General features: G+C 49.1%; 19 protein-coding genes and 3 pseudogenes. 7 read left to right on the top strand and 15 right to left on the bottom strand.

Annotated features, from left to right (window positions below; translation table 11 throughout):
- Positions 1-233: 233 nt before the first annotated feature.
- Positions 234-1,139: an NADPH:quinone oxidoreductase family protein gene (locus A3SI_RS04945; RefSeq protein WP_009054022.1), complete on the bottom strand. Its 906-nt coding sequence runs from the start codon at positions 1,137-1,139 to the stop codon at positions 234-236.
- A 167-nt stretch (positions 1,140-1,306) separates the two neighbouring features.
- Here A3SI_RS04945 and A3SI_RS04940 point away from each other — a divergent pair.
- Positions 1,307-2,691 (top strand): annotated as a pseudogene (locus A3SI_RS04940) (dipeptidase).
- Between the two features lie 140 nt (positions 2,692-2,831).
- Positions 2,832-4,880: a protein-disulfide reductase DsbD family protein gene (locus tag A3SI_RS04935; RefSeq protein ID WP_156810174.1), complete on the top strand. Its 2,049-nt coding sequence runs from the start codon at positions 2,832-2,834 to the stop codon at positions 4,878-4,880.
- Between the two features lie 36 nt (positions 4,881-4,916).
- Here the strand turns inward: A3SI_RS04935 and A3SI_RS04930 are convergent, their stop codons facing one another.
- Together A3SI_RS04930 and A3SI_RS04925 are read right to left on the bottom strand one after the other, a co-directional pair.
- On the bottom strand, positions 4,917-5,648 hold the full coding sequence (locus A3SI_RS04930) for a phosphotransferase (protein WP_009054014.1): 732 nt from the start codon (positions 5,646-5,648) through the stop codon (positions 4,917-4,919).
- A 5-nt stretch (positions 5,649-5,653) separates the two neighbouring features.
- Complete coding sequence (locus tag A3SI_RS04925; protein WP_009054012.1) at positions 5,654-5,995, bottom strand: hypothetical protein; 342 nt, start codon at positions 5,993-5,995, stop codon at positions 5,654-5,656.
- Between the two features lie 108 nt (positions 5,996-6,103).
- Between A3SI_RS04925 and A3SI_RS04920 the strand changes: the two are divergent.
- Positions 6,104-7,897: pseudogene (locus A3SI_RS04920) on the top strand (sodium:solute symporter family protein).
- A gap of 1 nt (position 7,898) precedes the next feature.
- Here A3SI_RS04920 and A3SI_RS04915 read toward each other — a convergent pair.
- The 3 genes from A3SI_RS04915 to A3SI_RS04905 all read right to left on the bottom strand — a co-directional run bounded on the left by A3SI_RS04915 (position 7,899) and on the right by A3SI_RS04905 (position 13,151).
- On the bottom strand, positions 7,899-11,471 hold the full coding sequence (locus tag A3SI_RS04915; RefSeq protein WP_162098417.1) for a response regulator: 3,573 nt from the start codon (positions 11,469-11,471) through the stop codon (positions 7,899-7,901).
- Between the two features lie 111 nt (positions 11,472-11,582).
- Positions 11,583-12,077, bottom strand: coding sequence for a fasciclin domain-containing protein (locus A3SI_RS04910; protein WP_083836445.1), 495 nt, complete (start codon positions 12,075-12,077; stop codon positions 11,583-11,585).
- 78 nt (positions 12,078-12,155) lie between these two features.
- Entirely contained in the window at positions 12,156-13,151 is a 996-nt protein-coding gene (locus tag A3SI_RS04905; RefSeq protein WP_009054007.1) for a fasciclin domain-containing protein, read from the bottom strand.
- A 251-nt stretch (positions 13,152-13,402) separates the two neighbouring features.
- Here A3SI_RS04905 and gldB point away from each other — a divergent pair, with 251 nt between their 5' ends.
- Positions 13,403-14,479 carry a gliding motility lipoprotein GldB gene (gene gldB / locus A3SI_RS04900; protein WP_238531600.1) on the top strand — a complete coding sequence of 359 codons (1,077 nt, stop codon included), beginning with the start codon at positions 13,403-13,405 and terminating at the stop codon, positions 14,477-14,479.
- Here the strand turns inward: gldB and nth are convergent.
- From nth to A3SI_RS04885, 3 genes are all read right to left on the bottom strand, one after another.
- Entirely contained in the window at positions 14,448-15,149 is a 702-nt protein-coding gene (gene nth, locus A3SI_RS04895) for an endonuclease III (RefSeq protein WP_009054003.1), read from the bottom strand. The genes gldB and nth overlap by 32 nt on opposite strands.
- A gap of 81 nt (positions 15,150-15,230) precedes the next feature.
- Positions 15,231-15,461 (bottom strand): anti-sigma factor, encoded by a 231-nt coding sequence (locus tag A3SI_RS04890; RefSeq protein ID WP_009054001.1) that lies wholly within the window; start codon positions 15,459-15,461, stop codon positions 15,231-15,233.
- The gene (locus A3SI_RS04885; RefSeq protein ID WP_040670182.1) at positions 15,436-16,038 is read right to left on the bottom strand and encodes an RNA polymerase sigma factor; all 603 of its coding nucleotides are present in this window, start codon (positions 16,036-16,038) and stop codon (positions 15,436-15,438) included. Before A3SI_RS04885 ends, A3SI_RS04890 begins: the two co-directional genes overlap by 26 nt.
- Positions 16,039-16,388: 350 nt before the next feature.
- Between A3SI_RS04885 and A3SI_RS04880 the strand changes: the two genes are divergently transcribed.
- Positions 16,389-16,775 (top strand): DUF3127 domain-containing protein, encoded by a 387-nt coding sequence (locus A3SI_RS04880; protein WP_009053997.1) that lies wholly within the window; start codon positions 16,389-16,391, stop codon positions 16,773-16,775.
- Between the two features lie 24 nt (positions 16,776-16,799).
- On the opposite strand, the gene A3SI_RS19490 is transcribed toward A3SI_RS04880, so the two are convergent.
- From A3SI_RS19490 to A3SI_RS04860, 6 genes and pseudogenes are all read right to left on the bottom strand, one after another.
- Complete coding sequence (locus A3SI_RS19490) at positions 16,800-16,952, bottom strand: hypothetical protein (protein WP_169315090.1); 153 nt, start codon at positions 16,950-16,952, stop codon at positions 16,800-16,802.
- A gap of 291 nt (positions 16,953-17,243) precedes the next feature.
- Entirely contained in the window at positions 17,244-17,759 is a 516-nt protein-coding gene (purE, locus tag A3SI_RS04875; protein ID WP_009053995.1) for a 5-(carboxyamino)imidazole ribonucleotide mutase, read from the bottom strand.
- Positions 17,756-18,894: pseudogene (locus tag A3SI_RS04870) on the bottom strand (5-(carboxyamino)imidazole ribonucleotide synthase). The gene purE and the pseudogene A3SI_RS04870 overlap by 4 nt, the downstream one beginning before the upstream one ends.
- Positions 18,895-18,968: 74 nt before the next feature.
- Complete coding sequence (locus tag A3SI_RS18795; protein WP_156810172.1) at positions 18,969-19,121, bottom strand: lmo0937 family membrane protein; 153 nt, start codon at positions 19,119-19,121, stop codon at positions 18,969-18,971.
- 78 nt (positions 19,122-19,199) lie between these two features.
- Positions 19,200-20,216, bottom strand: a complete 1,017-nt coding sequence (locus A3SI_RS04865; protein ID WP_156810171.1) for a MutS-related protein — start codon at positions 20,214-20,216, stop codon at positions 19,200-19,202.
- 268 nt (positions 20,217-20,484) lie between these two features.
- The gene (locus A3SI_RS04860; protein WP_009053990.1) at positions 20,485-20,970 is read right to left on the bottom strand and encodes a hypothetical protein; all 486 of its coding nucleotides are present in this window, start codon (positions 20,968-20,970) and stop codon (positions 20,485-20,487) included.
- A gap of 235 nt (positions 20,971-21,205) precedes the next feature.
- Between A3SI_RS04860 and A3SI_RS04855 the strand changes: the two genes are divergently transcribed.
- Together A3SI_RS04855 and A3SI_RS04850 are read left to right on the top strand one after the other, a co-directional pair.
- Positions 21,206-21,667 carry a hypothetical protein gene (locus A3SI_RS04855; protein WP_040670180.1) on the top strand — a complete coding sequence of 154 codons (462 nt, stop codon included), beginning with the start codon at positions 21,206-21,208 and terminating at the stop codon, positions 21,665-21,667.
- Entirely contained in the window at positions 21,645-22,880 is a 1,236-nt protein-coding gene (locus A3SI_RS04850) for a GTP-binding protein (RefSeq protein ID WP_009053987.1), read from the top strand. Before A3SI_RS04855 ends, A3SI_RS04850 begins: the two co-directional genes overlap by 23 nt.
- Positions 22,881-22,902: the final 22 nt, after the last annotated feature.

Below are 22,902 nucleotides of genomic sequence, written 5' to 3'. Positions count from 1 at the left end.
ATACAATTGTGAATTTATCATTTAAATCCGCTCCAGTCAAGATTTGTTTAGCTGCGAAAAAAAGAATCAGACCCTTCAAATGCCGCACCCACCCACATAAACAAAATTAAATATGGAATCAAGGAACGAATCGCTCCATGAGCCGCATAAAAAAACGGTAAGCAGCTCATTTTCCGTAAAATATAAGTGCTTACCGTTCATGTAATTTTTACAATAAATTGATTTCCTGCCTTTTAAGGAAGCACGATGGCTTTCCCGATGACCTTTCGCGCCTGCAGGTCTTGCAGCGCCTGTATGCCTTCCTGCAGGGAGTAGCGCTTGTGGATCCTTTGCGCCAGCCGCCCCTCCTCCAGCCACTGCATCAGCTGCCGCGTATTTTCGAGATGTACCTGCGGCTGCTCTTGCGTGAAGCGCCCCCAGAAAACCCCGATCAGGTCAGCGCCTTTCAGTAAGGTCAGATTAAAAGGAAGGCTGGGAATCTGGCCTGCGGCAAAACCCACGACCAGGTACCGCCCCTTCCAGGCCATGCAGCGGAAGGCAGGCTCCGCAAAATCTCCACCCACGGGATCTAAGACCACATCGGCACCCTTTGGGCCCAGCTCTGTTTTAAATTGCTCCCGAGCGCGCTCGGCCTCATACACAAAAGCCTGATCGGCGCCTGCCTCCAGACAGGCCTCTACTTTTTCTGCGCTCCCGACGGCGGCGATTACTTCTGCGCCCATCAACTTGCCCAGCTGAATGGCGGCCATTCCGATGCCACCTGCGGCGCCCAGGACGAAAAGCCGCTCCTTTGGCTGCAGGGCAGCCCGATCCTTCAGGGCATGGTAGCAGGTCCCCAGCGTGTAGAGGGCAGCGGCCGCCACCTCATCGGAGAGCCCCGCCGGAAGCGGTATACAGCGGGCAGCAGGGACGATAGCCATCTCAGCGAGGCCGCCCCAGCCTGAAAGTGCTAAAACCCGGTCCCCCACACGAAAGCCCTTCACCTCTGGTCCCACAGCGCGCACACGCCCCGCCAGTTCCCCGCCCGGGGAAAAAGGCAGTGGTGGCTTGACCTGGTATTTATCTGCTATCATGAGCAGGTCGGGAAAATTCAGACTGCAGGCCCTCACCTCCAGCAGGAGCTCACCCGCGCCGGGCACCGTTCAGGCAGTTCACGAAATACAAGAGTCTCGGGGCCTCCATAGGCCTCACAGCGAAGGGCTAACATAGGGATTTTCAGTTTAGGTAAGGGATATATTTTAATGGATAAATAGGCTATTCTTTAATTAAAACGTAATTTTGAGCAAATTCATGTAAAAACCCAAATATGTCATTAGCAACATACATTAAAACGCACCAAGAGCGCTTTATTCAGGAGCTTATCGACCTGCTGAAAATCCCTTCGGTAAGTGCGGACCCGAAATTTAAGGGGGACGTTTTAGCAGCAGCGGAATTTGTGAAAGACCAACTCCTACGTGCGGGTGCAGACGCAGTGGAAGTGTGTCCTACGGCGGGCTACCCCATCGTATATGGAGAAAAAATAATTGATCCTGCCTTCCTACTGTGCTCGTGTACGGGCATTACGACGTGCAGCCAGCTGACCCGTATGAGCTCTGGGACTCCCCGCCCTTCACTCCGGTGATTAAGAAAACCGACTTACATCCGGACGGGGCGATTTTCGCACGCGGATCGGCAGATGACAAGGGGCAGGTGTACATGCATGTGAAGGCTTTCGAGGCCATGATGCAGACCGACAGCCTCGCCTGTAACATCAAGTTTATGATCGAAGGTGAGGAAGAGGTAGGTTCGGAGAACTTGGATCTCTTCGTAAAAGCCAATAAAGAAAAGCTACAGGCCGATGTCATTTTGATTTCCGATACGAGCATGATCAGCCTGGAGCATCCGTCCGTTACGGTGGGCTTAAGAGGGCTGGCGTATATGGAAGTGGAAGTGACAGGACCGAATAGGGACTTGCACTCCGGCACCTATGGTGGTGCGGTGGCTAATCCTATTAACATTTTATGCCAAATGATCGCTTCCCTGCAGGACGAGAAGAATCGCATCACGATTCCCGGCTTTTACGATAAGGTAGAAAACTATGCTGACGCCTACCGTCAGGCGCTGAATGAAGCCCCTTTCGATTTAGCGGATTATAAGAAAAAATTAGCCATCGCGGATGTGCATGGAGAGGAAGGTTTCACGACGATCGAGCGCGTGGGCATCCGCCCTACCTTAGATGTAAACGGTATCTGGGGCGGGTACACAGGAGAAGGCGCTAAGACCGTTTTACCATCGAAAGCCTACGCGAAAATCTCCATGCGCCTGGTGCCGAATCAGGACCATAAGGAAATCGCAAGGCTTTTCGAGAACCATTTTAAGGCGATCGCCCCTGCTTCGGTGCAGGTGAAGGTGACGCCACACCATGGAGGTCAGGCTGCGGTGGTGCCTACCGACTCTCCCGGATACCGCGCTGCCGAAGCTGCCATCATGGAAACCTTTGGCAAGACCGCTATTCCTACACGTGAGGGCGGAAGCATTCCGATCACTTCCTTGTTCCAAAAGGAACTTGGATTAGACCCGATTTTGTTAGGCTTTGGACTGGACACAGACGCCATACACTCTCCGAATGAGCACTATGGTGTGAAAAACTACTTGATCGGCATCGAGACGATCGCGAAGTTTTTCCAGCATTTCCGTAAGGAGCTGAGCTAAATCCAGTGCAGACACGTCCCTAAACCCAATTTTCAGCCTATGCAGTGGCCCGATGCCAGCCGCATAGGCTGATCCTTGTTTTATCCCAGCTCCACGAGTTTCCCATCCCTCGAAACCGCGGTGCTAAGCCTTTTATCCTTATGCCGACACCTCAAGTACTCGTTCGTTTTCTGCTTTTAAGTTTGGCTAGCTGCTTCTTTCTGGCCAGTCCTGGACATGCGCAGCTGGTTCAGCCTCCCTCTTGGACGATCACGGTGAGTGAAAAAAATCCCGCTGTGGGCGATCAGGTGACCCTGGAGCTGCTGGCGAACATCCCGAAAGACTGGTACATTTACTCGAATGACTTCAGCGAAGATGTGGGGCCTATTCTGACGGCCACGGTGCTGGACGACTCCTTTGGCCTGCAGGCCAAAGCCCTGGTCCCAGATAATCCCCGCAGAAAGTTCGACGAAATCTGGGAGGGAGAAGTGAGCTACTTCGCCGTAAAAGGCCGCTTCACGCAAGAATTCACCGTGGAGGCCCTTCCTGCTGCCCTAAAAGGATACGTGGAGTACCAGATGTGCTCCGACATCACCGGGCAGTGCATCCTGTTCGAAGAGGAATTTAGCTTTACCTTCGCCGGTGCGGCGGGGGCCGAAACAGCTTCGGCAGCTGAACAAGGAACGGAAAGTCCTACTGCAGAGGAAACGCCAGCAGCAGAAGGACAGGAGGAGCGCACCTACATCGACCTGAACGCAGATGAGGCAGAAGAAAACCTACTGGGCTTTATGCTCATCGCCTTCTTAGCCGGCCTAGCCGCGCTGCTGACCCCCTGTGTATTTCCGATGATTCCGATGACGGTAACCTTTTTTACGGGGCGTGCAAAATCCCGTGCTGGAGGCATTCGAAACGCTCTCATCTATGGCCTGAGCATTATCGGCATCTACACGATCGCGGGGACAGCGGTGGCAGCGATTCAGGGGCCTGAGTTCGCGAACTGGCTCTCCACCCACTGGGTGCCAAATGTGTTTTTCTTTTTGGTGTTCCTGTTCTTTGCGGCAGCCTTTTTAGGCATGTTCGAGCTGACCTTACCCTCTGGATTAGTAAATAAAATCGATGCAAAAGCCGATAAGGGCGGCTTGGCGGGCATCTTTTTTATGGCCTTCACGCTGGTTTTAGTCTCCTTTTCCTGTACAGGCCCGATCGTAGGCTCCATCTTGATTAGCTCCGCTGGCGGTGCCCTACTGAAACCGATATTGGGGATGTTTGCCTTTTCTTTGGCATTCGCCATCCCTTTCGCCCTTTTCGCCATCTTCCCGGAGTGGCTCAACTCACTACCGAAATCAGGCGGCTGGCTGAACTCCGTCAAAGTCGTTTTGGGCTTTTTAGAATTGGCGCTGGCCTTTAAATTCCTCTCCGTCGCCGACCAGGTGTACCACTGGGGCATTTTGGATCGAGACATTTACCTGGCGATTTGGATCGTCATCTTTGCGCTGCTGGGCTTCTACCTTCTGGGCAAAATTCGACTTCCGCATGACTCGCCGATGGACTACCTGAGCGTGCCGCGTCTGATGCTGGCGATCGTGACCTTCGTTTTCGTGGTGTACCTCATCCCGGGCCTGTGGGGAGCTCCGCTCAAAGCCCTCAGTGGCTACCTCCCGCCGATGGCCACTCATGATTTCAACTTGATGCAAGCTGGACTGAGCGGGGCCCGAAGCAGTGGGGAGAGCAGCTTGGACGAGGTGCCGAAATACAGTGATTTCTTGCATTTGCCGCACGGCATCGAGGGTTACTTCGACTATCAGCAGGCTTTGGCCGCGGCCAAAAGGCAGAACAAGCCGCTATTCATCGATTTTACGGGCCATGGCTGTGTAAACTGTCGCGAAATGGAGGCCCGTGTGTGGGCAGATCCACAGGTTTTACGCCGCCTGCAGGAGGATTTTATCGTGGTGGCCCTGTACATCGATGAGCGCTACACCCTTCCTGAGTCGGAGTGGTACACCAGCGACTATGATGGAAAGCTGAAGCAGACGATCGGTAAGCAAAATGCTGATTTTCAGATCACTCGATTTAATAACAATGCCCAGCCCTACTATGTCCTGCTGGACACGAATGAGGAACTGCTCGTCCGTCCGAAGGGCTACGACACGAGCATCCCGAATTTCGTCCAGTTTTTAGATGAGGCGAAAGCGGAGTTTGCCCGCCGCTAGTGGCAGCAGAAACCTGTAGAGGCAGGTAAAAACACCTTAGGGGAGCTGGCGGAGCAGGTCAGCTCCCTTTTTTTCTATAAAGTCGCGAATGGAGCTGTACAGCAGCCATTGGTTTTGCGCCCTGCGCAAATTATGTGTCGCGTCCTTCACCTTAAAGTAGCGGTCGCCGTCCAGCCAGTCGCTGAGAAAGCGGAGCCCGATCATCGCCGGAAGGAGTTGAGCCCCGAAGAGAAGGCTCTTGCGCTCCGCCGCTGTGAGGTAGTCGGCAGCTCCGGCCAGATAGCCCTTTAAAAGCGCTTGAAAACGGCTCGGGTCCACACCTATCCGTGGCCAGTCCACGCTATCCTCCGGCAGGGTGCAGGCCACGGTACGGACCAGATCGCCAAAATCATACATGACGTAGCCTGGCATGACGGTGTCTAAATCCAAGAGTGCATGCACCTGCTGCTGCTGCTCGTCGAAGATGACATTCGTGATTTTGGCATCGTTATGCGTCAGGCGCAGCGGGAGGTGGGCACAGTAATGGAGATAATCCTCCACCATAGGGGCGAGCGTGGCGTACTGCTGGATAAGCGCAAGGGCCTGAGTGGGTTGCGCGCGCTGACTGCTTGCGCGCAAAGCTAAAAAATGCTGGAAGCGCTTACCGAAGTGGTGGAAATCGGGAATAACTTCTTCGTAAAGCGAGATTTCTTTTTGATCGTCCCTAAGAAGCCCTGCAAAACGCGCGAAGGCAGCGGCGAGGTTTTCTGTTAGGGCGAGGGTGTTCACTTCCTCTAGGCAGGGGCCTTAAAAAAAGGGGTAATCCGGTAGCGGCTGGCATCGAACTGCGTAAAAAGGGCTCCGTCTCTGTTCGGAAGTGGAAGGGCTAGGTGGAAAGGGAGGGGGCTGGCGTTCTCCCGTTTCCGTAGGCGCGCATGATTCGCGGCTACCGCTTGGGCATTAGGGAAAACGTAAAGGTTAAACCGCTGCAAGACAAAGGCCTCTCCCAGGCGCCAGGTATCGTGAATATGTCCCTGCTGTAGGGGCTGTGGCAGTAATCCGGGGGGCACCTGCGGATAAACTTCAGGTACGGAGCGAAAAAGGGCTTCCAGTGCGGGAGATAAGGTCGAGGCCATGAGGAGCAGGGCTGGTTTCAGGCCAAATTTGGCTAAAAATCGCTGCTGGAAAAATTACTTGGTGAAATTTCTTTAATTTTAGGTCTTTCACTCTTCATTACCCTTTACATGCAGCTCAGTTCGTTTGATTGGCTTATCATCGCTTTGTTTTTTCTACTCAGTCTCGGGATCGGATTGTTCACCGCTCGAAAGGCGGGAAAAAGTGCGCGGGACTTCTTTCTGTCGGGTAGGGACATGCCCTGGTGGTTACTGGGGGTTTCGATGGTCGCCACGACCTTTTCTGCTGACACGCCCAATTTAGTGACCGACATCGTTCGCAAGCATGGGATTTCCGGCAACTGGGTGTGGTGGGCTTTCTTGCTAACGGGCATGCTCACGGTTTTCGTGTATGCTCGCCTGTGGAGGAGGTCTGAAGTGGACACCGATTTGGCTTTCTACGAGCTGCGCTATGGGGGCAAAGCGGCGGCCTATTTACGAGCCTTTCGGGCTGTTTACCTTGGGATTTTCTTTAATGCGATCATCATGGCCACCGTTTGTTTGGCTGCCATCAAAATTTTGGTGTTTTGCTGGGCCTAAATGCTTGGCAGACTTTGCTTTTCATCGGTGTGGTGACCGTCTTTTACAGTGCTTTAGGGGGCTTAAAGGGCGTATTGTTGACCGATTTCTTCCAGTTCTTTTTGGCTTTAGCCGGAGCGATCGGCGCCGCTTATTTCATCGTGGGCCTGCCGGAAGTGGGCGGGCTCGAAGCCCTTTTTCAGCACGAAGAGGTGGCGGGCAAGCTCGCTTTCTTTCCCGACTTTAATGACCCGAACCTTTACATTCCCTTATTTCTGATGCCCATCGCGATTCAGTGGTGGGCGACCTGGTATCCGGGAGCAGAGCCGGGAGGAGGTGGCTACATCGCACAGCGCATGCTCGCCGCCAAAAGTGAGGGGCACGCATTAGGCGCCACCTTGTTTTTTAATGTGGCACATTATGCCTTGCGCCCTTGGCCTTGGATACTCATCGCTCTAGCCTCGCTCATCGTATTTCCCTCTTTAGAGGCACTCCAGTCTGCCTTTCCTCATATTCCAGCGGATAAATTAGGAGATGATTTAGCCTATTCTGCCATGCTAACCTTCCTGCCAGCGGGTCTACTTGGCCTCGTTTTAGCCTCCCTGATAGCGGCCGTTATGAGCACGCTCTCCACACATTTAAACTGGGGAGCCAGCTATTTTGTGTACGATGTGTACCAGCGCTTTCTACATCCGGAGGCCTCGGAAGGCCAGTTAGTCCGAGTGGGCAGACTGACTACGCTGAGCTTGATGCTGCTGGCGGGCATCATCGCCCTGTTCCTCCAAAACGCGCTAGAGGCCTTCCAGCTCCTGCTTCAAGTGGGTGCTGGAACAGGCTCATTTTTATCTTACGCTGGTTTTGGTGGCGAATAAATGCCTATACAGAAATCTCCGGCATGCTGATTTCCTTCCTTGTGGCTCTATTTTTAGAGCGTTTAAACCCTGAACTACAGTGGATCCCTATGGCCCCGGGCAGGAATACCTAAAACTAGTTTACGGTGTAGGCATCACCACGATAGGCTGGCTCTGCGTCACACTGCTGACCCCTGCTGAGGATACAGCGGTATTGCAGCGCTTTTATCAGCTCACACGTCCGGCTCCTTGGGGCTGGAAAGCAGTCCTCAGCCCCGCTATTCTAGAGGGAACACACGAAAAAAACACCCAGCTGGGTTTCCAAATCGGAGCCATGCTTAGCGGCACCGTCTGCATCTATGCCTTACTTTTAGGCACAGGCTTTGTTTTATACGGGGCATGGCCCAAAGTCCTACTCTGCGCAGTATTTTTATTCGTGTCGCTACTTTTACTTCTCTATTTTATCCGAAAGCAGGACACACCCCAGGACACCTAAGCTACTCATAAGCATGTAAACGCAGCTCTATTTCCTGTCGTAATAGAGCAAAGTATGAGCGGAGCTCTTCAAAGTAAGGCTCTAGGTCCACGCTTGTCTCTAGCTTTTCCATCGCGATCAAGCGATCCGCTAGGTAACCGAACTTCAAGCTTAGTGCGATGCCCTTTAACTTGTGTAAATAGCGGTTGATACGAACACGATCTCTGCTATGCACCACCTTCTCTAGCTCTGGCAGCACAGCAGAAATTTCTCGAATTCCCTCCTGCAGCAGCGTCTTGAAAAGGGAAACATCCCCGTCTAAGAGATCCAGTAAGCCTTCTTCTGCTAAGTGCGCCTCATCGAACTGTATCTGTGCCCGTCCATCCGCTTGCAGCACCTGTTCTAAAGTTTGGAGCAAGCGTTTTTTGTCTATTGGCTTTGTAAGAAACTCATTCATTCCTGCCGCCAAACAGCGTTCGCGCTCTCCACGAATGGCTCCGGCGGTAAGTGCGATGATCGGTGTAGCTGGTAGCCCCGCCTCCGCCTCTAGGCTTCGGATTTCTCGCGTGGCTTCATAGCCGTCTAATTCAGGCATCTGTATGTCCATGAATATTAAATCTGGCTGCACTTTTTCAAAAAGCTCTACTGCTATGCGTCCATTTTCTGCTTCGATAATTTGGGCAGCAGGTAAATGATTTTTTAAAAGCGTTTTTATCAGTAGCATATTTAGCGAGACATCCTCAGCGATCAGAATGCGCACTTCCCCATTCAGGTTCACCAGGCTATCCTGCGCCTTTACTACCCGCTGGGTTGCATCTTCAGGAGCATCACTCAAGGTCTTGAGTGCATGAAACAGCTCAGAAACTTTAGCTGGCTTAATAAGTTTTACATCGATTATGTTACCGATCGCACTCTTACTCACGGTATGATCATCCGCAGAGCTATACAAAATAATTTTAGGCAATACTCTACCCTGATTTTTAAACAAACGATGTATCTCCTGTATCGTCTTGACCCCATCCATAAAGGGCATGTGATAATCCACGATCAATACATCGAAAGAAACCTCTTTACTTAACAGCGTGAGCGCAGCGATGCCATTATCCACTGACTGCGACTGTATATTCCAGTGTGCGAGCATCTGCTCGAGAATAAGCTGATTATTTAGGTTATCGTCTACGATCAAAACGTTCTTCAGATCGGAAAAAGAAGACACCTTCGTGGCCTGCCGCTTTAGAATAGGGCGCTCTAAGGTAAAAAAGAATGTGGACCCTACCCCTTCCTCGGACTCAAACTGAACTTCTGTTCCCATTTTTTTTGCTAGCATCTGCGAAATCACCAAGCCTAGGCCAGTACCCCCAAACTTACGCGTCGTAGAAGTGTCTGCTTGTGAAAAGCTCTTAAAAAGTTTGTCCCGCTGTGCCTCAGAAATTCCTATTCCTGTATCACGCACCTTGAACGTGAAGGCACCCATCCCCTCTGACAGCTCCTTATACGAAATCGCCAACTCCACTTCCCCTTTCGAGGTAAATTTAATGGCGTTACTCAGTAAGTTGACTAGTATTTGTTTCAAGCGAATCGGATCCACGACCAGGAAGTTGGGCATATCTACCGCCACATTAAGTAAAAACTCAATATTTTTCTTTGCTGTATTGTACTTGACGATATCCGCCGTTTCTTCCGCCAGGTAAACGATATCTGTTTCGACCTCTTCTAGTTCGAGCTTTCCAGCCTCGATCTTGGACAGGTCTAAAATATCATTTATAATACCAAGCAGAGAATGAGCTGAGCTATTAGCGCTCTGCACATATTGGAGCTGCTCGGCATTTAACTCTGTATTAACTAGTAGATCCGTAAATCCAATCACCCCATTTAAAGGTGTACGGATTTCATGGCTCATATTCGCTAAAAACTCCGACTTGGACCGATTCGCCTGCTCTGCCTCTTGCTTCGCGTGAACGAGACTAGCTTCCAGTTCTGCGCGGCGCTGCACGTTTACGAGTAACTTCGCAAAAACTTGTAACAGATTACTGTCTACTTCATTTACGGGATGGAGCTCATGTACCCAATCAAATCCCACGAACCCCTTCAAGGTCTCGTCTTGGAGAAGTGGAAAGGTAATTAAAGACTGAATGCCCTGAGGAGTTAATATTTCTTTTAATTCCCCTTCTTCCAGTTGGTGGACATTTTCAACCTTAAAGATTTCTCCCTCTAAATGGCGTTCGACCCAATGAGAAACCAAATCGAGCGGAATATTTTGCAGATTTTCTAACTCGGGTTGAATTCCTTTTGCACACCACTCATACGTATTAGAGCTGCAGTTCTGTTCAAAATCGTAATCAAAAATATAGGCTCGATCTGCATGAACAAAGGCCCCCAGTTCCCCAAGCGACCTATTGATCATAGCCGACATTTGATCCAACTCTAAGTTAATATACTCTCCAGAGATTTTCAGTAGCAGCTGTTGAAGGGCGACATGGCGTTTGTTTTCTTCTTTTACGAGCTGCTCGTTTGTTACATCCTGTACGAGTCCGAAAAGCCGATGTTCTCCCCCTTCATTTATCGAACGAAAGGAAATTTTAACCCAGCGCATCGCCTGGTCTTTCGTGCGGAAGCTAGTGGTATAATTTTTATAAACCCCTGGGTTAGCACTCACTTCTTCTATAATCGCCTGAATCTCTTGGCCCGCCTGTTCTCCATACCGAGCGAGCGTTTCCTCGACTCCGAGCGGACCCTCTTCCTTCGCACACTCATAAATGGAGTACAGCTCATCTGTCCAAACGATTTCTCCCGTCTTAAGATTGATCTCCCAAGCCCCCATATTGGCGATTTTCTGAGCATCGTTTAATAAATCCCGCTGCTTTCTAAGCGTTCTCGTGCTGCGTACGCGTTCCGAGATATCCCGAGAATTAGCGATAACAAACTCTTCTCCGTTAATCGTAGCAAGTTGAACCGTTACTTCCACAGGAAAAGGAAAGCCTGTCTTTTGATTGTAATTAACACCCTCTATCAGCAAGGTACCCGCATGGCGGAGCTGTTCGATATGCTGCTGCCAGGCACCTTCTTTTTTAAAGATTTCTTCAAAATCCCAAACAAACAGCTCTTCTGGCTCGAAATCATGAATACCCAAGCGCTCCTGCGCTACTCGGTTCAGATAAAAAACAGCACCAGTGGTGCGCGCTACCTGTAAACCGTCGGAAGATTGATTGATGAGATTTTGGAGCAGCGACACCTTGAGCTCTTGCTCCTTATATTCATTTATTTCACTTAGAAACCCGATCATTCTGGATTTCGGCCTTCCTTCCGCATCTAAAAGAAAGCGTCCTCTACAGTTAAACCAGACCGCATGTCCCTGTTTATGGAAAAAACAAACATCTAAATCAAATAACTTCTTCGGATTCGCTTTCATCTGCTCGAGCAAAACAAGCGCCTCCTCAAAAGATTTTTCAGCCACCTGCTGCTGCCAATTAAATGCAGGGTCTTTGGCCTCGGCCAAAGAAAAGCCTAAAGATGTCCATAGCTCCTCGGAAAGGTGTATCTTATCAGGATTCTCCGTATCCCAATACCAAACGCCGTCAGAGATCGAATGGATCATAATATCGACCGCATCTGTATTAGACTTAAAAAATGATTCTAATTCTATGGCTAAGTGGTTCATAAGCAGAAAATAAACAAGGCCAAGATACACAATAAAAGTATTGCTTACTTACATTGGATTTAAAAAGCCATCAATAAAATGAATTATTCCATTCCGAGCGTCTACATTTCCCTCGATTACAGCCGCTTGCTCATTTAGCACGCGCACCCCGGACTGCAGCGTTACCGAAATAACATTGGGCTCAAAAAGCGTAGGTAGTGTTTCCTCCTCTATAGCGCCTAGGAGGCGTCGATTAAACACTACATGATACAGGATGCGATTTCGTGCTGCATCTAACTGCACACTATCCGCGTCCTCTGGTAAGGCCACATTCGCCCATAGCGCTAAGGACTCTGGACTCGGAACGAAAACCGTTATCGGCGAGAAAGCCTGAAGCGTGTCGACTATAGTTAAGCGCTCTACCACCGAAACGAAGAGGGCAGCGTCTTCCCGCTCTAGTAGCGTTTCCCATACGGTCTTTTCTTGCCCTACGGGCAAATCCTCAAAAGCGTCGCAGGACCAGAGGCATATCCCTACCAAAAACAATAGCCAAGCTCTCTTCATCTATCATCAATTTAAGCCTAAAGATAAAACAAAAAAACCCACGATAAATCGTGGGTCAAAACTATGAGGCAGTTTTATTTATCCTTCCATGTCATCGTCTTCCTCTTCTGCCATTTCTGGTAGAATGACTGCATCGATTACGTGGATAACACCGTTAGTAGCTAACATATTAAGACTATCGCTATTTAGTGGCGCACCACCTACAGTCATAGCAGTGAGATCAACAGTGATTTCAGCTCCACCTAAAGTGGCTACTTCCATACCATCTCTTAGATCCTGAGAGAATGCACGCGTATTTCCGATAACGTGTAACTGAAGCACTGCAGTTAAAGTCTCTACATCGATATCTTCGATACCATCTACCTCGAGGGCCTCATAAAGCGCCATAAAAGCAGCATCAGTAGGAGCAAATACAGTAAAATCATCCTCGAAACCGCCCATGAAAGCTCCAGCTAAATCTGCACGCTGTAAAGCGGCTAAAAGTTGTGTAAACTCAGGAGTTTCAGCTTCAGTAGCAGCGATTACCATCTCGGCGATGTTCTCACTTGGTGGCATTAAGACGAAGTCTAACACGTGAATTACACCGTTAGAAGCGTCGATGTCTGTTTGTACGACACGGGTGTTACCGTTAATCCATACATTACCGTTTTCTGCGATGCTCACGAAGATAGGCGCATCAGCTACAGTGTTTAAGCGGCCTGCTTCTAAGTTAGCAGCCATCGCCTCACCTGCTAGTACGTGGTAGGTCAATACATCTCCTAAACCCTCCATGCCAAGTAGAGCGTCAGCAGTCAGGTTATTTTCCTCTAAAAATGCTTCGAAGGCGGCATTAGTAGGAGCGAAAACAGTAAATGGGCCATCAGAAGAAAGCGTTTCTACTAGGCCTGCTGTTTCAACAGCCGTTACTAAAGTAGAGAAATCTGGTGTGTCAGCAGCGATTTCTACGATATTAGATTCTGCTGCTGGAGGGGTAGGAATCGGATCATCCTCATCACTACATGCGGTGAAACCCATCGCTAGCGCTAACCCTAGCGCTGGCGTCGTGAACTTACTGTACTTTTGAAAGAAATTCATAAAATAATTGGTTTAGTGAATTACAAAGATATATACTTGATTTTAATTAATAAGGTTATTGTTATTTTTATATTCTTTCATTTTCATACTGAACATTTAACAAGTACTATGCCAAAGAGTAGCATCCAAGGGAAAAAGGAATGCCTTTCGGCATAATTTCTACATGTATTCCTTCATATTAGTGTATACGAACAGGTTTTCGATTATGTCTCAAAAAAAAAGTGATTTTTTTGGCTACTCCTGCTAAGACCATGACTACAAACACGCTAGCGAAACTATTCCAGCACGGGGATAGAAAAAATCAATTCGATTCCCTTATTTTGCACCCTATGCGGATTTTCAGACTCTACCCCTTATTCCTTATTCTTCTACTTCCTTTAGCCTGTAAAAAACAGGACAGCTGCAGCCCAGACCCACGGATTACCAGCAGAGAGATTTCCTTAGAGCTGATACGACTGGACGCAGCATTCCAAGATGCCGAAGATGCACGTAGCATACAGCGCATCTTAGAAGAGCATCCTGAGTTTACCACGCTATTTTTTGGCCTCGATGCACTTAACCAAACGCAGGAGCTTGCCGAGTCCTTATTTGACCTCCATCAAGATGCCATTTTTAAGCCTTTAGACGAGGCGCTGGCAGCTGAATTTGGAGACATCACAGCGTTAGAAAAAGAATTAACGGAGGCCTTCCAGCACTTCACCCATTATTTCCCCCAAGAAAAATTACCCCGTCTCTACTTTATTAATAGTGGATTCGCGGCAGACTTTATTTTAGATGAAGACATTATAATCATCGGTCTGGAATATTTCTTACCCGAAGAGAGCGGTTTTGCTCCACCGGAGCTCCCCTACTATATCCGGAAACGCTATGCGCCGGCCTATTTAGTGCCTAACTTGATGACGGCACTCTCTACGCGCTTTAATGCCACGCAGCCCGAAGATCGCACGCTTCTGGCAGAGATGATTTATTATGGAAAAGCCTACCACTTCACGAAAACACTTTTGCCCTGCACGCCGGACAGCCTCATTATCGGGTATACAGCTGACGAGGTGGCGGCATCTTATGCGAATGAACGCTATATCTGGTCTTTTTTCGTGGAGCAAGACCTCTTTTTCGAGACCAACCCCTTTATTATCCGCAAGTACACGGGAGAGGCGCCGAACACAGACGAGATCTCTCCTGATGCACCCGGCAGGCTGGGCCGCTGGCTGGGTTGGAATATCGTGGATGACTTTCAAATAAAGGAGGGCTTAGACTTGGAAACCTTAATGGCCGAACCACGTGCCGATCATGTTTTCAGGGCTTCGGGTTATCGTCCGAGGGAGTAAGTGGCAGGGGATCTTTTTTGCGCTTAGCGCGCAATCCCCTCTCGAAATGCTTACATAAATGGGTAATGCTACACGCCGAGCATTTCGGGCTTCGGGCCAGACAGGTATAGCGGCCATGTAAAATCAACCAGTGATGTGCCTGGTGTACATGTTCCTTCGGAATATGGCGAATTAAGTGTTTTTCTACCTCTAATGGGGTCTTTGCTGTGAGCGGGGCGAGCCCCAAACGTCGGGAAACCCGAAAAACATGGGTGTCCACGGCCATATTCGGCTGATGCCAAATGACGGAGGTGATGACGTTAGCCGTCTTGCGGCCTACACCGGGGAGCTTGATCAGTTCATTAACGGTCTGGGGAACCTCACTTTGGAACTCTTCCACTAACATTTTCCCCAGTCCCAGGAGATGTTTGGTCTTGTTATTCGGGTAAGAAACGCTCCGAATGTAAGGAAAGAGGCTATCAAAATCGCTGTTTGCCAAATGCTCGGGAGTCGGAAAATCCTGAAAAAGTTTTTCCGTGACGATATTGACGCGCTTATCTGTACACTGAGCCGATAGCACCACAGCCACGAGCAGCTCGAAGGGATTCCCATAGCGAAGCTCTGTTTCCGCCTCCGGCATAGCTACTTGAAAGTGCTCGATCAGCGCCGCATAGCGTTCCTTTTTATTCATAATATCCGCTGTTTTCCTGTAGTAACAAAAAAAGAAGAAAAAAGGGATAAAAAAAACCTGATTGCTCAGGTTTACCGATTTTCAGACTTTCTCTAAGCCCACTTTTTTCGCCTTTCGGAGCACTTGAGCTGCGGTGAGGCTGGGCTGCTTAAAAGAGGCATCTAATGCGCGCATGCTTTCTCGAATCGATAGGTATTCCTGAAAAAGATCTGGCTGCGTCAGCAGGTAAGCATGAAAAGCTTCTTCCTCCAAGGCAGGCATTTCTCCGTATACGAATCGTAAGAGATCATTTGGGGTAAAAGGTTTTGTCATAGGCACTTTGTATCACGTTTAGTTTTTTCCTCAGATTAATCAGAGCGTAGCGCATACGGCCTAAGGCTGTATTAATACTTACTCCGGTCTGGTCAGCAATTTCCTGAAAACTTAAATCCATGTAATGCCGCATGATCAAAACTTCCTTTTGAGGCTCGGGCAGCTCATCGATAAGACGGCGTATTAGGATAGTCGTCTCCTCCTTTACACGCGCATCCTCCACCGTTTGTTCGGCAAACTGCAGAGAGTTAAAGATATCCACACCGTCTTCCATGACGATCTTAGGATAACGTTTTGCTTTTCGAAAGTAATCGATCGCTAAATTATGCGCGATTCGCATCAGCCAAGGCTGAAACTTACCCTCTTCACTGTACGCATCACTACTTAAAGTCTGCACGACCTTAATGAATACATCCTGTAATAAATCCTCCGCTACAGCATCATCTTTCACGATGAGCTGAATCGTAGTAAAGACACGCGACTTGTACTTCTCTACTAATGACTCAAAGGCAAATTCATTTCCAGCACGGAACTGCGCGATCAATTCGCTGTCCTTAGGACTCGTCCTTTTGTTCATAAATTCTGACTGTTAAATAACGTAGAGGTTTATGCCATAGTATATATTTTATCGTGCCTTATTTTAAAAGAATCATTCGCTTATTTTGCCCGCGTAAAGCATAATTGGCAAAATCAGCTTTTAACAGTATTTTTAACCCATACCTCAACTCCAAATGTAAGTAAAGGAATGCATGCATGCAAGATTTTAAGTGCTTTCTTTCGCGGATTAAGTGCTTAGAGAAAAGCGTGTCTGCGACAAAATTGTTATCTTCGACGTATGAAAAGTACGTAATTCCTTCATATTTCTGATTATCAAGGAGCTACTTTTCCTTCAAAAGCGAAAAATCGAATAAAAATAAGCTACGTATTATGGACATCACCGGAACAGTAATCCAAATTTTAGCCGAGCAGAGCGGCAGCTCCAGAAGTGGGAACACGTGGAGAAAACAGGAGTATATCATCGAGACACCTGGCAACTATCCAAAAAAAGTGTGCATCGCCGTATGGGGAGATAAAATCGAACAGTTCGGCATTCAGCAGGGCGAAACCATCACCGCAGGCATCGAAATCGAAAGCCGTGAATATAATAACCGTTGGTACACCGACATCAAAGCATGGCGCGTAGACCGCGAAGGCCAGTCCGCTAGCGCTGGAGCAGCTGCGGGCAGCGGAAATAACTTCAGCCAAAAATCTGCCGGCTCCCCAGATGTGAGCTCCTTCTCAGACGATAGCGCTGAAGATGTGCTCCCTTTCTAAACGGTTTATCGAACTTAAAAAAACTTAAGGCTGAAGCCGTAAACCGAAATAATACCCCATAAAGGTACCCAGGCCCATGAGCATTAGGCCGATACCGACTACAAGTAGGAGCGTTCCTAAGGGCATGTCCCATGGAACGTCTCCTATTTTAAATTTTATGCGCCGATTAAAATCCATCGTCTATTTTTCGTTTTGTTAGCGGCTACACTCAGCTACCCTAAGGCACCTCATGCACTTCTTACCTCCCAGACCGAACCCTTCACGCCAGATTTTCAGGAAATTCGGTATAAAATTTGCGCTACCGCGCAAAGGCAACAAACACCAAAACAGCATTTGCCGAATCACCGACTTATTCGGACGGACCTTTTACCACTCAAGGGTAAAAACGGCAAGTACATACTGGCAGGCCCTCAAATAAAAAAAGAGCGGACAAGCCGCTCCCGAAACACTAGTTTTCTCTCTTCATACTTATTTTCTTAACGCTGCTTTCCAGCCTTTAGTTTCGATTTCCTCAGCACTTTTTAGTACTGTTTCAGCTAAAGTAGCCTTGTAAGCGTCTAATCGGGCACCAAGTTCCTGATCGTGAGCACCTAAAATACTTGCTGCTAAAATGCCTGCATTTTTCGCTCCGTTTAGGGCTACAGTCGCCACAGGAATCCCACCAGGCATCTGTAAAATCGACAATATACTGTCCCAGCCATCGATGCTGTTCGAGGATTTAACGGGTACTCCGATCACCGGTAAGCTGGTCATCGAAGCTACCATCCCCGGCAAATGGGCCGCTCCTCCTGCACCCGCGATGATGACCTGAATTCCGCGCGAACGCGCCGAACGGGCATATTCCACCAGGCGCTCTGGCGTACGATGTGCTGAAACCACGGTCAGCTCAAAGGCAATCCCTATTTCTTCTAAAAACTTGGCCGCTTCGGCCATCACCGGTAAGTCCGACTGGCTCCCCATGATGATTCCTACCTGCTTTGTCATGCTTGTATCTGTATTTTAGCGCGAATTTCGTCTGCCATCGGCTTTAAATCACTCGGATTATCCGCTAAGATGGTAATATGTCCCATCTTTCGGAAAGGCTTAGTGAATTTTTTTCCATAAAGATGTACATATACTCCAGGGAGCGCCATCACCTCTTCCATACCCGCTACGATCGCTTCACCCTCGAAACCAGGCGCACCGAGTAAATTAACCATAGCCGCAGGGCAGCGCAGGGCGTATCCCCTAAAGGCAGACCCATGATCGCACGAAAATGCTGCTCAAACTGTGAAGTAAAATTGCCCTCTATGGTATGATGCCCACTATTATGAGGCCGCGGCGCCACCTCATTTACGAGCAGACTGCCGTCTTCCAGTAAAAACATCTCTACGGCTAAAATTCCCGTCATATCTAAGGCGTCGATAACCTGACGCGCCAGCGCCTGAGCGCAGGCCTCTACCTCAGGGGATATAGGGGCAGGAGCATATAAATACTCTACTAAATTCGCTGTCGGATGAAATGCGCAAGCTACAGCAGGATAGGATTTTACCTCACCTGCCGTATTTTTGGCCACGATGACCGCAAGTTCTAACGAAAAAGGAACCAGTTTTTCTAAAAGACCGGGCGCATCGAACGCCTTGTCCCAGTCAGCCGCCTCACGAATGATCTGAACCCCTCGGCCATCGTACCCATCCCTGCCCAACTTATGCACAGCAGGAAGAAAATCGGTATGCCGCTGCGCATCGGCACGATCCGAGGTCAAACGAAAAGGAGCAGTGGGAATTCCATGCTCCTCGTAAAAGGCCTTTTGAAGCCGCTTGTCTTGTATCAACTGGATGACCTCTGGCTCTGGATACACCTCCTTGCCAGCCGCCTGAAGGCGCTTAAGCGCATTCGTATTCACCTTTTCGATCTCGATCGTGATCAGATCGCACTGCATACCGAACTGAAAAACAGTCTCTTCATCCAGCAGGTCACCCTGCGTAAACTGATGCGCCAAAGGACGACATGGAGCCGCCGCGTCGGGATCTAAAATATGTATGGTGGCATTATAAGAAATCGCGGATTGAATAAACATACGACCCAGCTGTCCACCTCCTAGAATGCCGAGCGTCTTACCTATGGCTGTCTTTTTCACAAGCAACGAATGAGTTTGATGTGAAACAAAATTACAGCAATAAATTTATTTTGTCAGCATCTAAGACCAGAATACTAGACCGGACGCCCGCCAATTAATCGTAACAAAACCGAAATAATGGCCAGCACCAGCAGCACATGAATCAGCGCTCCTAAACTATACACGAAAAAGCCTAAAATCCATCCTATCAGCAGGATTAGGGCTATTAAATACAATAATGAACTCATGGTTGTTGTCGTTTGGTTATGCACTACCTAAATCCAAAACTGTGCCAGCCCGAGTGAAATCCCGTAAATGGATGAAAATCAGGCGCGCCCACCTCCGATTCGAACACCCATTAATTCCATTAGCTTTTTCGCATTAAAACTTGGACAAGGTCCCGGCTTCAACCTGTAATCAAAGTCGATCGTCCGCTCCCTGACCTCACTATGAAAGCTGTAATTTACCACGTAGGAAAGCCGCTCAGCCAGCCCACTCAGCTCAATATCATGGGTGGAAATAATTCCTTGACAGTGGCCCTCCCCAAGCTGCTCGATCAGCGCAGTGCTCCCCATAATCCGGTCCTCCGTATTCGTCCCCTTCATGATCTCATCCATAAGAAAAAACATCCTGTCACCCGCAGCTAATCGCTCGATCAAGGTCCTAATCCGTGCCATCTCCGCATAAAAAGAACTCACACTTTCGGCCAGATTATCCGCATTCCGCATGCTCGTAAACAAGTAAAAATCCCCCAGCGTCACCCCTTTGGCCGAAGGCCGGAGCCCCACCTGCACCAGCAGCACACTGAGCCCCACGGTACGCATAAAGGTGGTCTTCCCGGACATGTTTGCCCCCGTTAATAGCATGATTTTTTGGCCAGGGCCAAAGGAAAAGTCGTTTGCCACCGCCCGCTCGCGCGGCAAAAGTGGATGACGCAAGCCCTCCGCCGTGAAACGCGCATCAGCAGTCTGCTCCACGCTGCCCTCTAAGCCCTCCGCTACACTGCTCAAAGCTAAATTTGCCAGAACTTCCAGCTCTAAAGCAGCCTCACGCCACGCTACATAGGACTTTCCATGCCGCTTAAACCATTGCGTGTAGCGCCACAAATAATAAAAGTCCACCCAGGCGATGAAATTGAAAATGAGGTAAACCAAATTAAAACGGGACTCAAGCATAAAAACCTGTTGGGAAATACCGCGAATTCCCTCCGCCGTCTCGTGCTGCTGAAAAACCTGCACGAAAGGGGTCAAAGCGGGCTCCTGATGCAGCGAAGACTGTCGAAAACGCACGAACAGCTGCTCCATACGCCGCACCTGTCGACTGTCCGGAAGCGCATCGGCCACAGCTTTTAAACTTTTGAAAACAAGCGCTAACACGAATAGGCCTCCTAAAACCCAAATGCTTAGATACAGTGCAGAAACTACTTGATACAGTACCAAAAAAAGTAAGGGAATCCCGATGAGAGGTCCTAGCAGCAGCGGAATCCAGAAGCCGCCACTCCAAGTGCTGCAGGCAATTCATTTGTGGCCTTGAGCTTCTCCTTAGCATCGTAAGTGGATGCCGCCAGCGCAATTAAGTCCAAAAGCAGCTCAGGATCCTGCCGAAGTGTGTCTATAGCCGCCCGCCGAGCATCTGCCTGTGGATCTTGGGGTTGGCTTGCGCCAAAAGGGTGGCTAGCCGCTCCTGCGCATCTGCATGAGGACTGTAATTTAAGAGCTGAAACACGGAATGCTCCCCGAAAACATCTAAATCAGAGGTGTACGGGTGCTTGGAATCTTTAAAGGCCTCACCGGAAGGATAGCCGCTGAAGTCCCGCGAAGCCTTTTGGCGCAAGCCCTCCGCTAAACGCACGCGCTCCTGACAGTAACGCAGCTCCTTTTCCGCGGTAGCCGTACGCTTCACCAAATATAAAAAGCCGCCAAGCAGCAGGAAAAACAGCAAGCTGTAACTCGGATGCTCCGAAACCGCTAAGATGAGAAACGTGATCAGCCCTGCGAACAGGCCGAGCCGCGCTAACGAAAGCAAAAAAACCAATCGCTTGATCTTGTCTTGTCGCTCGCGGAAGTGCTCCTCCCGCGTTTCAAAAGATAATGCCATCAACAAAAGTACACAAATCTACCCAGCCTGCCAGCATAATTAGGCGCTTAGAATAGCAGCGTAAGCGACGTATCGAATGAATAAATAGCCAGACTACATAATTTTATGCAATATTGTTGCATATTCAAAATAACTTATGTACCTTTAACCCATCATTCAATTGTACTTCATTAGAATGATGGTGGTTGACAGTGAGACCTCGAACTTTTCGAGGTCTTATTTTGTTTCGCTAAGCATGAAAAGATTCACACCCTTCCTGTTTTTTATCGGCTTTAGTGCTTTACTACTAGGCTCTTTATCGGCCACAGCCCTAAAAGAAGACATGTGGGCGCTTTTCGGAAAGACCCGCTTCATTGAGAAGTTGAATAGGGAGTATAACATGTACTTTCTCTACCCCAAGTTTCCCGATGAGCTCATGGAGTATGCCGGCAAGGAGGTGGAAGTGACTGGCTTTTATATTCCACTGGAGATGAACGACGCGAACATCGTGGTCATCTCAAAATACCCGATGGCAGAATGCTTTTTTTGTGGAGGGGCAGGACCTGAGTCGGTCGTAGTGGGATACTTGGAAAAAAAACCATCCAGAAGGTTTAAAGTGGACGAAATCGTAACTGTGAAAGGCCGCCTACAATTGAATGAAGACGACATCGACGAACTCAACTTCATTCTGAAAAATGCCAGTATCTATAAAAAATAATTCCGAAAAAAAACTTCCCGTCACCGTTCTCAGCGGCTTCCTCGGAGCAGGAAAAACGACCTTACTGAATCATGTCTTGCACAACAAACAGGGCCTCAAGGTGGCTGTTATCGTGAATGATATGAGTGAAGTGAACATCGATGCGCAGCTCGTAGCACGCGAAAATACCCTTTCGCGAACAGAAGAAAAGCTCGTGGAGATGAGTAATGGCTGTATCTGCTGTACACTGCGCGAGGACCTCATGGAGGAGGTAGAAAAATTAGCCCAAGAAGGGCGCTTTGACTACCTGCTCATCGAGAGTACTGGCATCTCAGAACCCCTGCCCGTGGCACAGACATTTAGCTTTGTGGATGAGGAAAAAGGGATCGACCTGAGTCGCTTCAGTCGGCTGGACTGCATGGTCACCGTGGTAGATGCCCTAAACTTCGCTAAGGATTTTGGAAGCGCTGCCACCGTTCACAGCAGCGGACTGAATGAAGATCCTGAAGACCAGCGCACGATCGTCAACTTACTCACCGATCAGGTGGAGTTTGCCGACGTCATTTTAATAAATAAAATCGACCTCGTCTCTCAGGAAGATGCAGAGGAGCTGCAGGCCATCATTCGCAGCTTGAACCCTAAAGCACGCATCTACCTCACCCAAAACAGTCAAATAGACCCCTCTGCCATCCTAAATACAGGGCTTTTCGATTTTGAGGCAGCCAGTGAAAGTGCCGCCTGGCAGGAAGAACTGCGTCACGAGCACAGCCCCGAAACAGAAACGTATGGCATCGGTTCCTTTGTTTTTCGTGCAAAACGCCCCTTCCATCCGACGCGCTTCTGGGACTATCTGAGCGGGCAGTGGCCCGATACCATTATCCGAAGTAAGGGACTGTTCTACCTCGCTTCACGTCAAGATGAAGCCATTTCTTGGTCACAAGCAGGAGGCTCCCTAAAAGCAGAGCCTGCTGGCGTCTGGTGGGCGAGTATGCCCTTTGCGGAACGCATGCGCCAACCTTCCTTCCTCAACTACCGTGAGGCGATCGAGGACAAGTGGGACAAAGAGCTGGGGGACCGCCAAAATGAGCTGGTCTTCATCGGGCAGGATATGGATGAAGCCATGATCCGAGAGGAGTTAACATCGTGCTTGCTGGACGATCGGGAATTTGCGAATTTTCTAGCTGGCGCAAAATTTGAGGATAACTGGCCCATCCCCCGTTTAAAACCCGATTAACATGAAACGCTCCGATTCATCC

The organism is Nitritalea halalkaliphila LW7, assembly GCF_000265075.1.
Taxonomy (GTDB): Bacteria; Bacteroidota; Bacteroidia; order Cytophagales; family Cyclobacteriaceae; genus Nitritalea; species Nitritalea halalkaliphila.
Note: the sequence above shows the minus strand (reverse complement) of the source record. Positions and strands in the feature narration are given on the sequence as shown.

What these genes read in the sequence shown, in the direction of transcription:
- nth (WP_009054003.1), bottom strand. Translation starts at nt 15,149, where the DNA reads ATGAATAAAAAGGAACGCTATGCGGCGCTGATCGAGCACTTTCAAGTA.
- A3SI_RS04915 (WP_162098417.1), bottom strand. Translation starts at nt 11,471, where the DNA reads ATGATCCATTCGATCTCTGACGGCGTTTGGTATTGGGATACGGAGAAT.
- A3SI_RS04880 (WP_009053997.1), top strand. Translation starts at nt 16,389, where the DNA reads ATGGACATCACCGGAACAGTAATCCAAATTTTAGCCGAGCAGAGCGGC.
- A3SI_RS04890 (WP_009054001.1), bottom strand. Translation starts at nt 15,461, where the DNA reads ATGACAAAACCTTTTACCCCAAATGATCTCTTACGATTCGTATACGGA.
- gldB (WP_238531600.1), top strand. Translation starts at nt 13,403, where the DNA reads ATGACTACAAACACGCTAGCGAAACTATTCCAGCACGGGGATAGAAAA.
- A3SI_RS04885 (WP_040670182.1), bottom strand. Translation starts at nt 16,038, where the DNA reads ATGAACAAAAGGACGAGTCCTAAGGACAGCGAATTGATCGCGCAGTTC.
- A3SI_RS04855 (WP_040670180.1), top strand. Translation starts at nt 21,206, where the DNA reads ATGAAAAGATTCACACCCTTCCTGTTTTTTATCGGCTTTAGTGCTTTA.
- A3SI_RS04905 (WP_009054007.1), bottom strand. Translation starts at nt 13,151, where the DNA reads ATGAATTTCTTTCAAAAGTACAGTAAGTTCACGACGCCAGCGCTAGGG.
- purE (WP_009053995.1), bottom strand. Translation starts at nt 17,759, where the DNA reads ATGACAAAGCAGGTAGGAATCATCATGGGGAGCCAGTCGGACTTACCG.
- A3SI_RS04925 (WP_009054012.1), bottom strand. Translation starts at nt 5,995, where the DNA reads ATGGCCTCGACCTTATCTCCCGCACTGGAAGCCCTTTTTCGCTCCGTA.
- A3SI_RS04860 (WP_009053990.1), bottom strand. Translation starts at nt 20,970, where the DNA reads ATGGCATTATCTTTTGAAACGCGGGAGGAGCACTTCCGCGAGCGACAA.
- A3SI_RS04935 (WP_156810174.1), top strand. Translation starts at nt 2,832, where the DNA reads ATGCCGACACCTCAAGTACTCGTTCGTTTTCTGCTTTTAAGTTTGGCT.
- A3SI_RS19490 (WP_169315090.1), bottom strand. Translation starts at nt 16,952, where the DNA reads ATGGATTTTAATCGGCGCATAAAATTTAAAATAGGAGACGTTCCATGG.
- A3SI_RS04850 (WP_009053987.1), top strand. Translation starts at nt 21,645, where the DNA reads ATGCCAGTATCTATAAAAAATAATTCCGAAAAAAAACTTCCCGTCACC.
- A3SI_RS04910 (WP_083836445.1), bottom strand. Translation starts at nt 12,077, where the DNA reads ATGAAGAGAGCTTGGCTATTGTTTTTGGTAGGGATATGCCTCTGGTCC.
- A3SI_RS18795 (WP_156810172.1), bottom strand. Translation starts at nt 19,121, where the DNA reads ATGAGTTCATTATTGTATTTAATAGCCCTAATCCTGCTGATAGGATGG.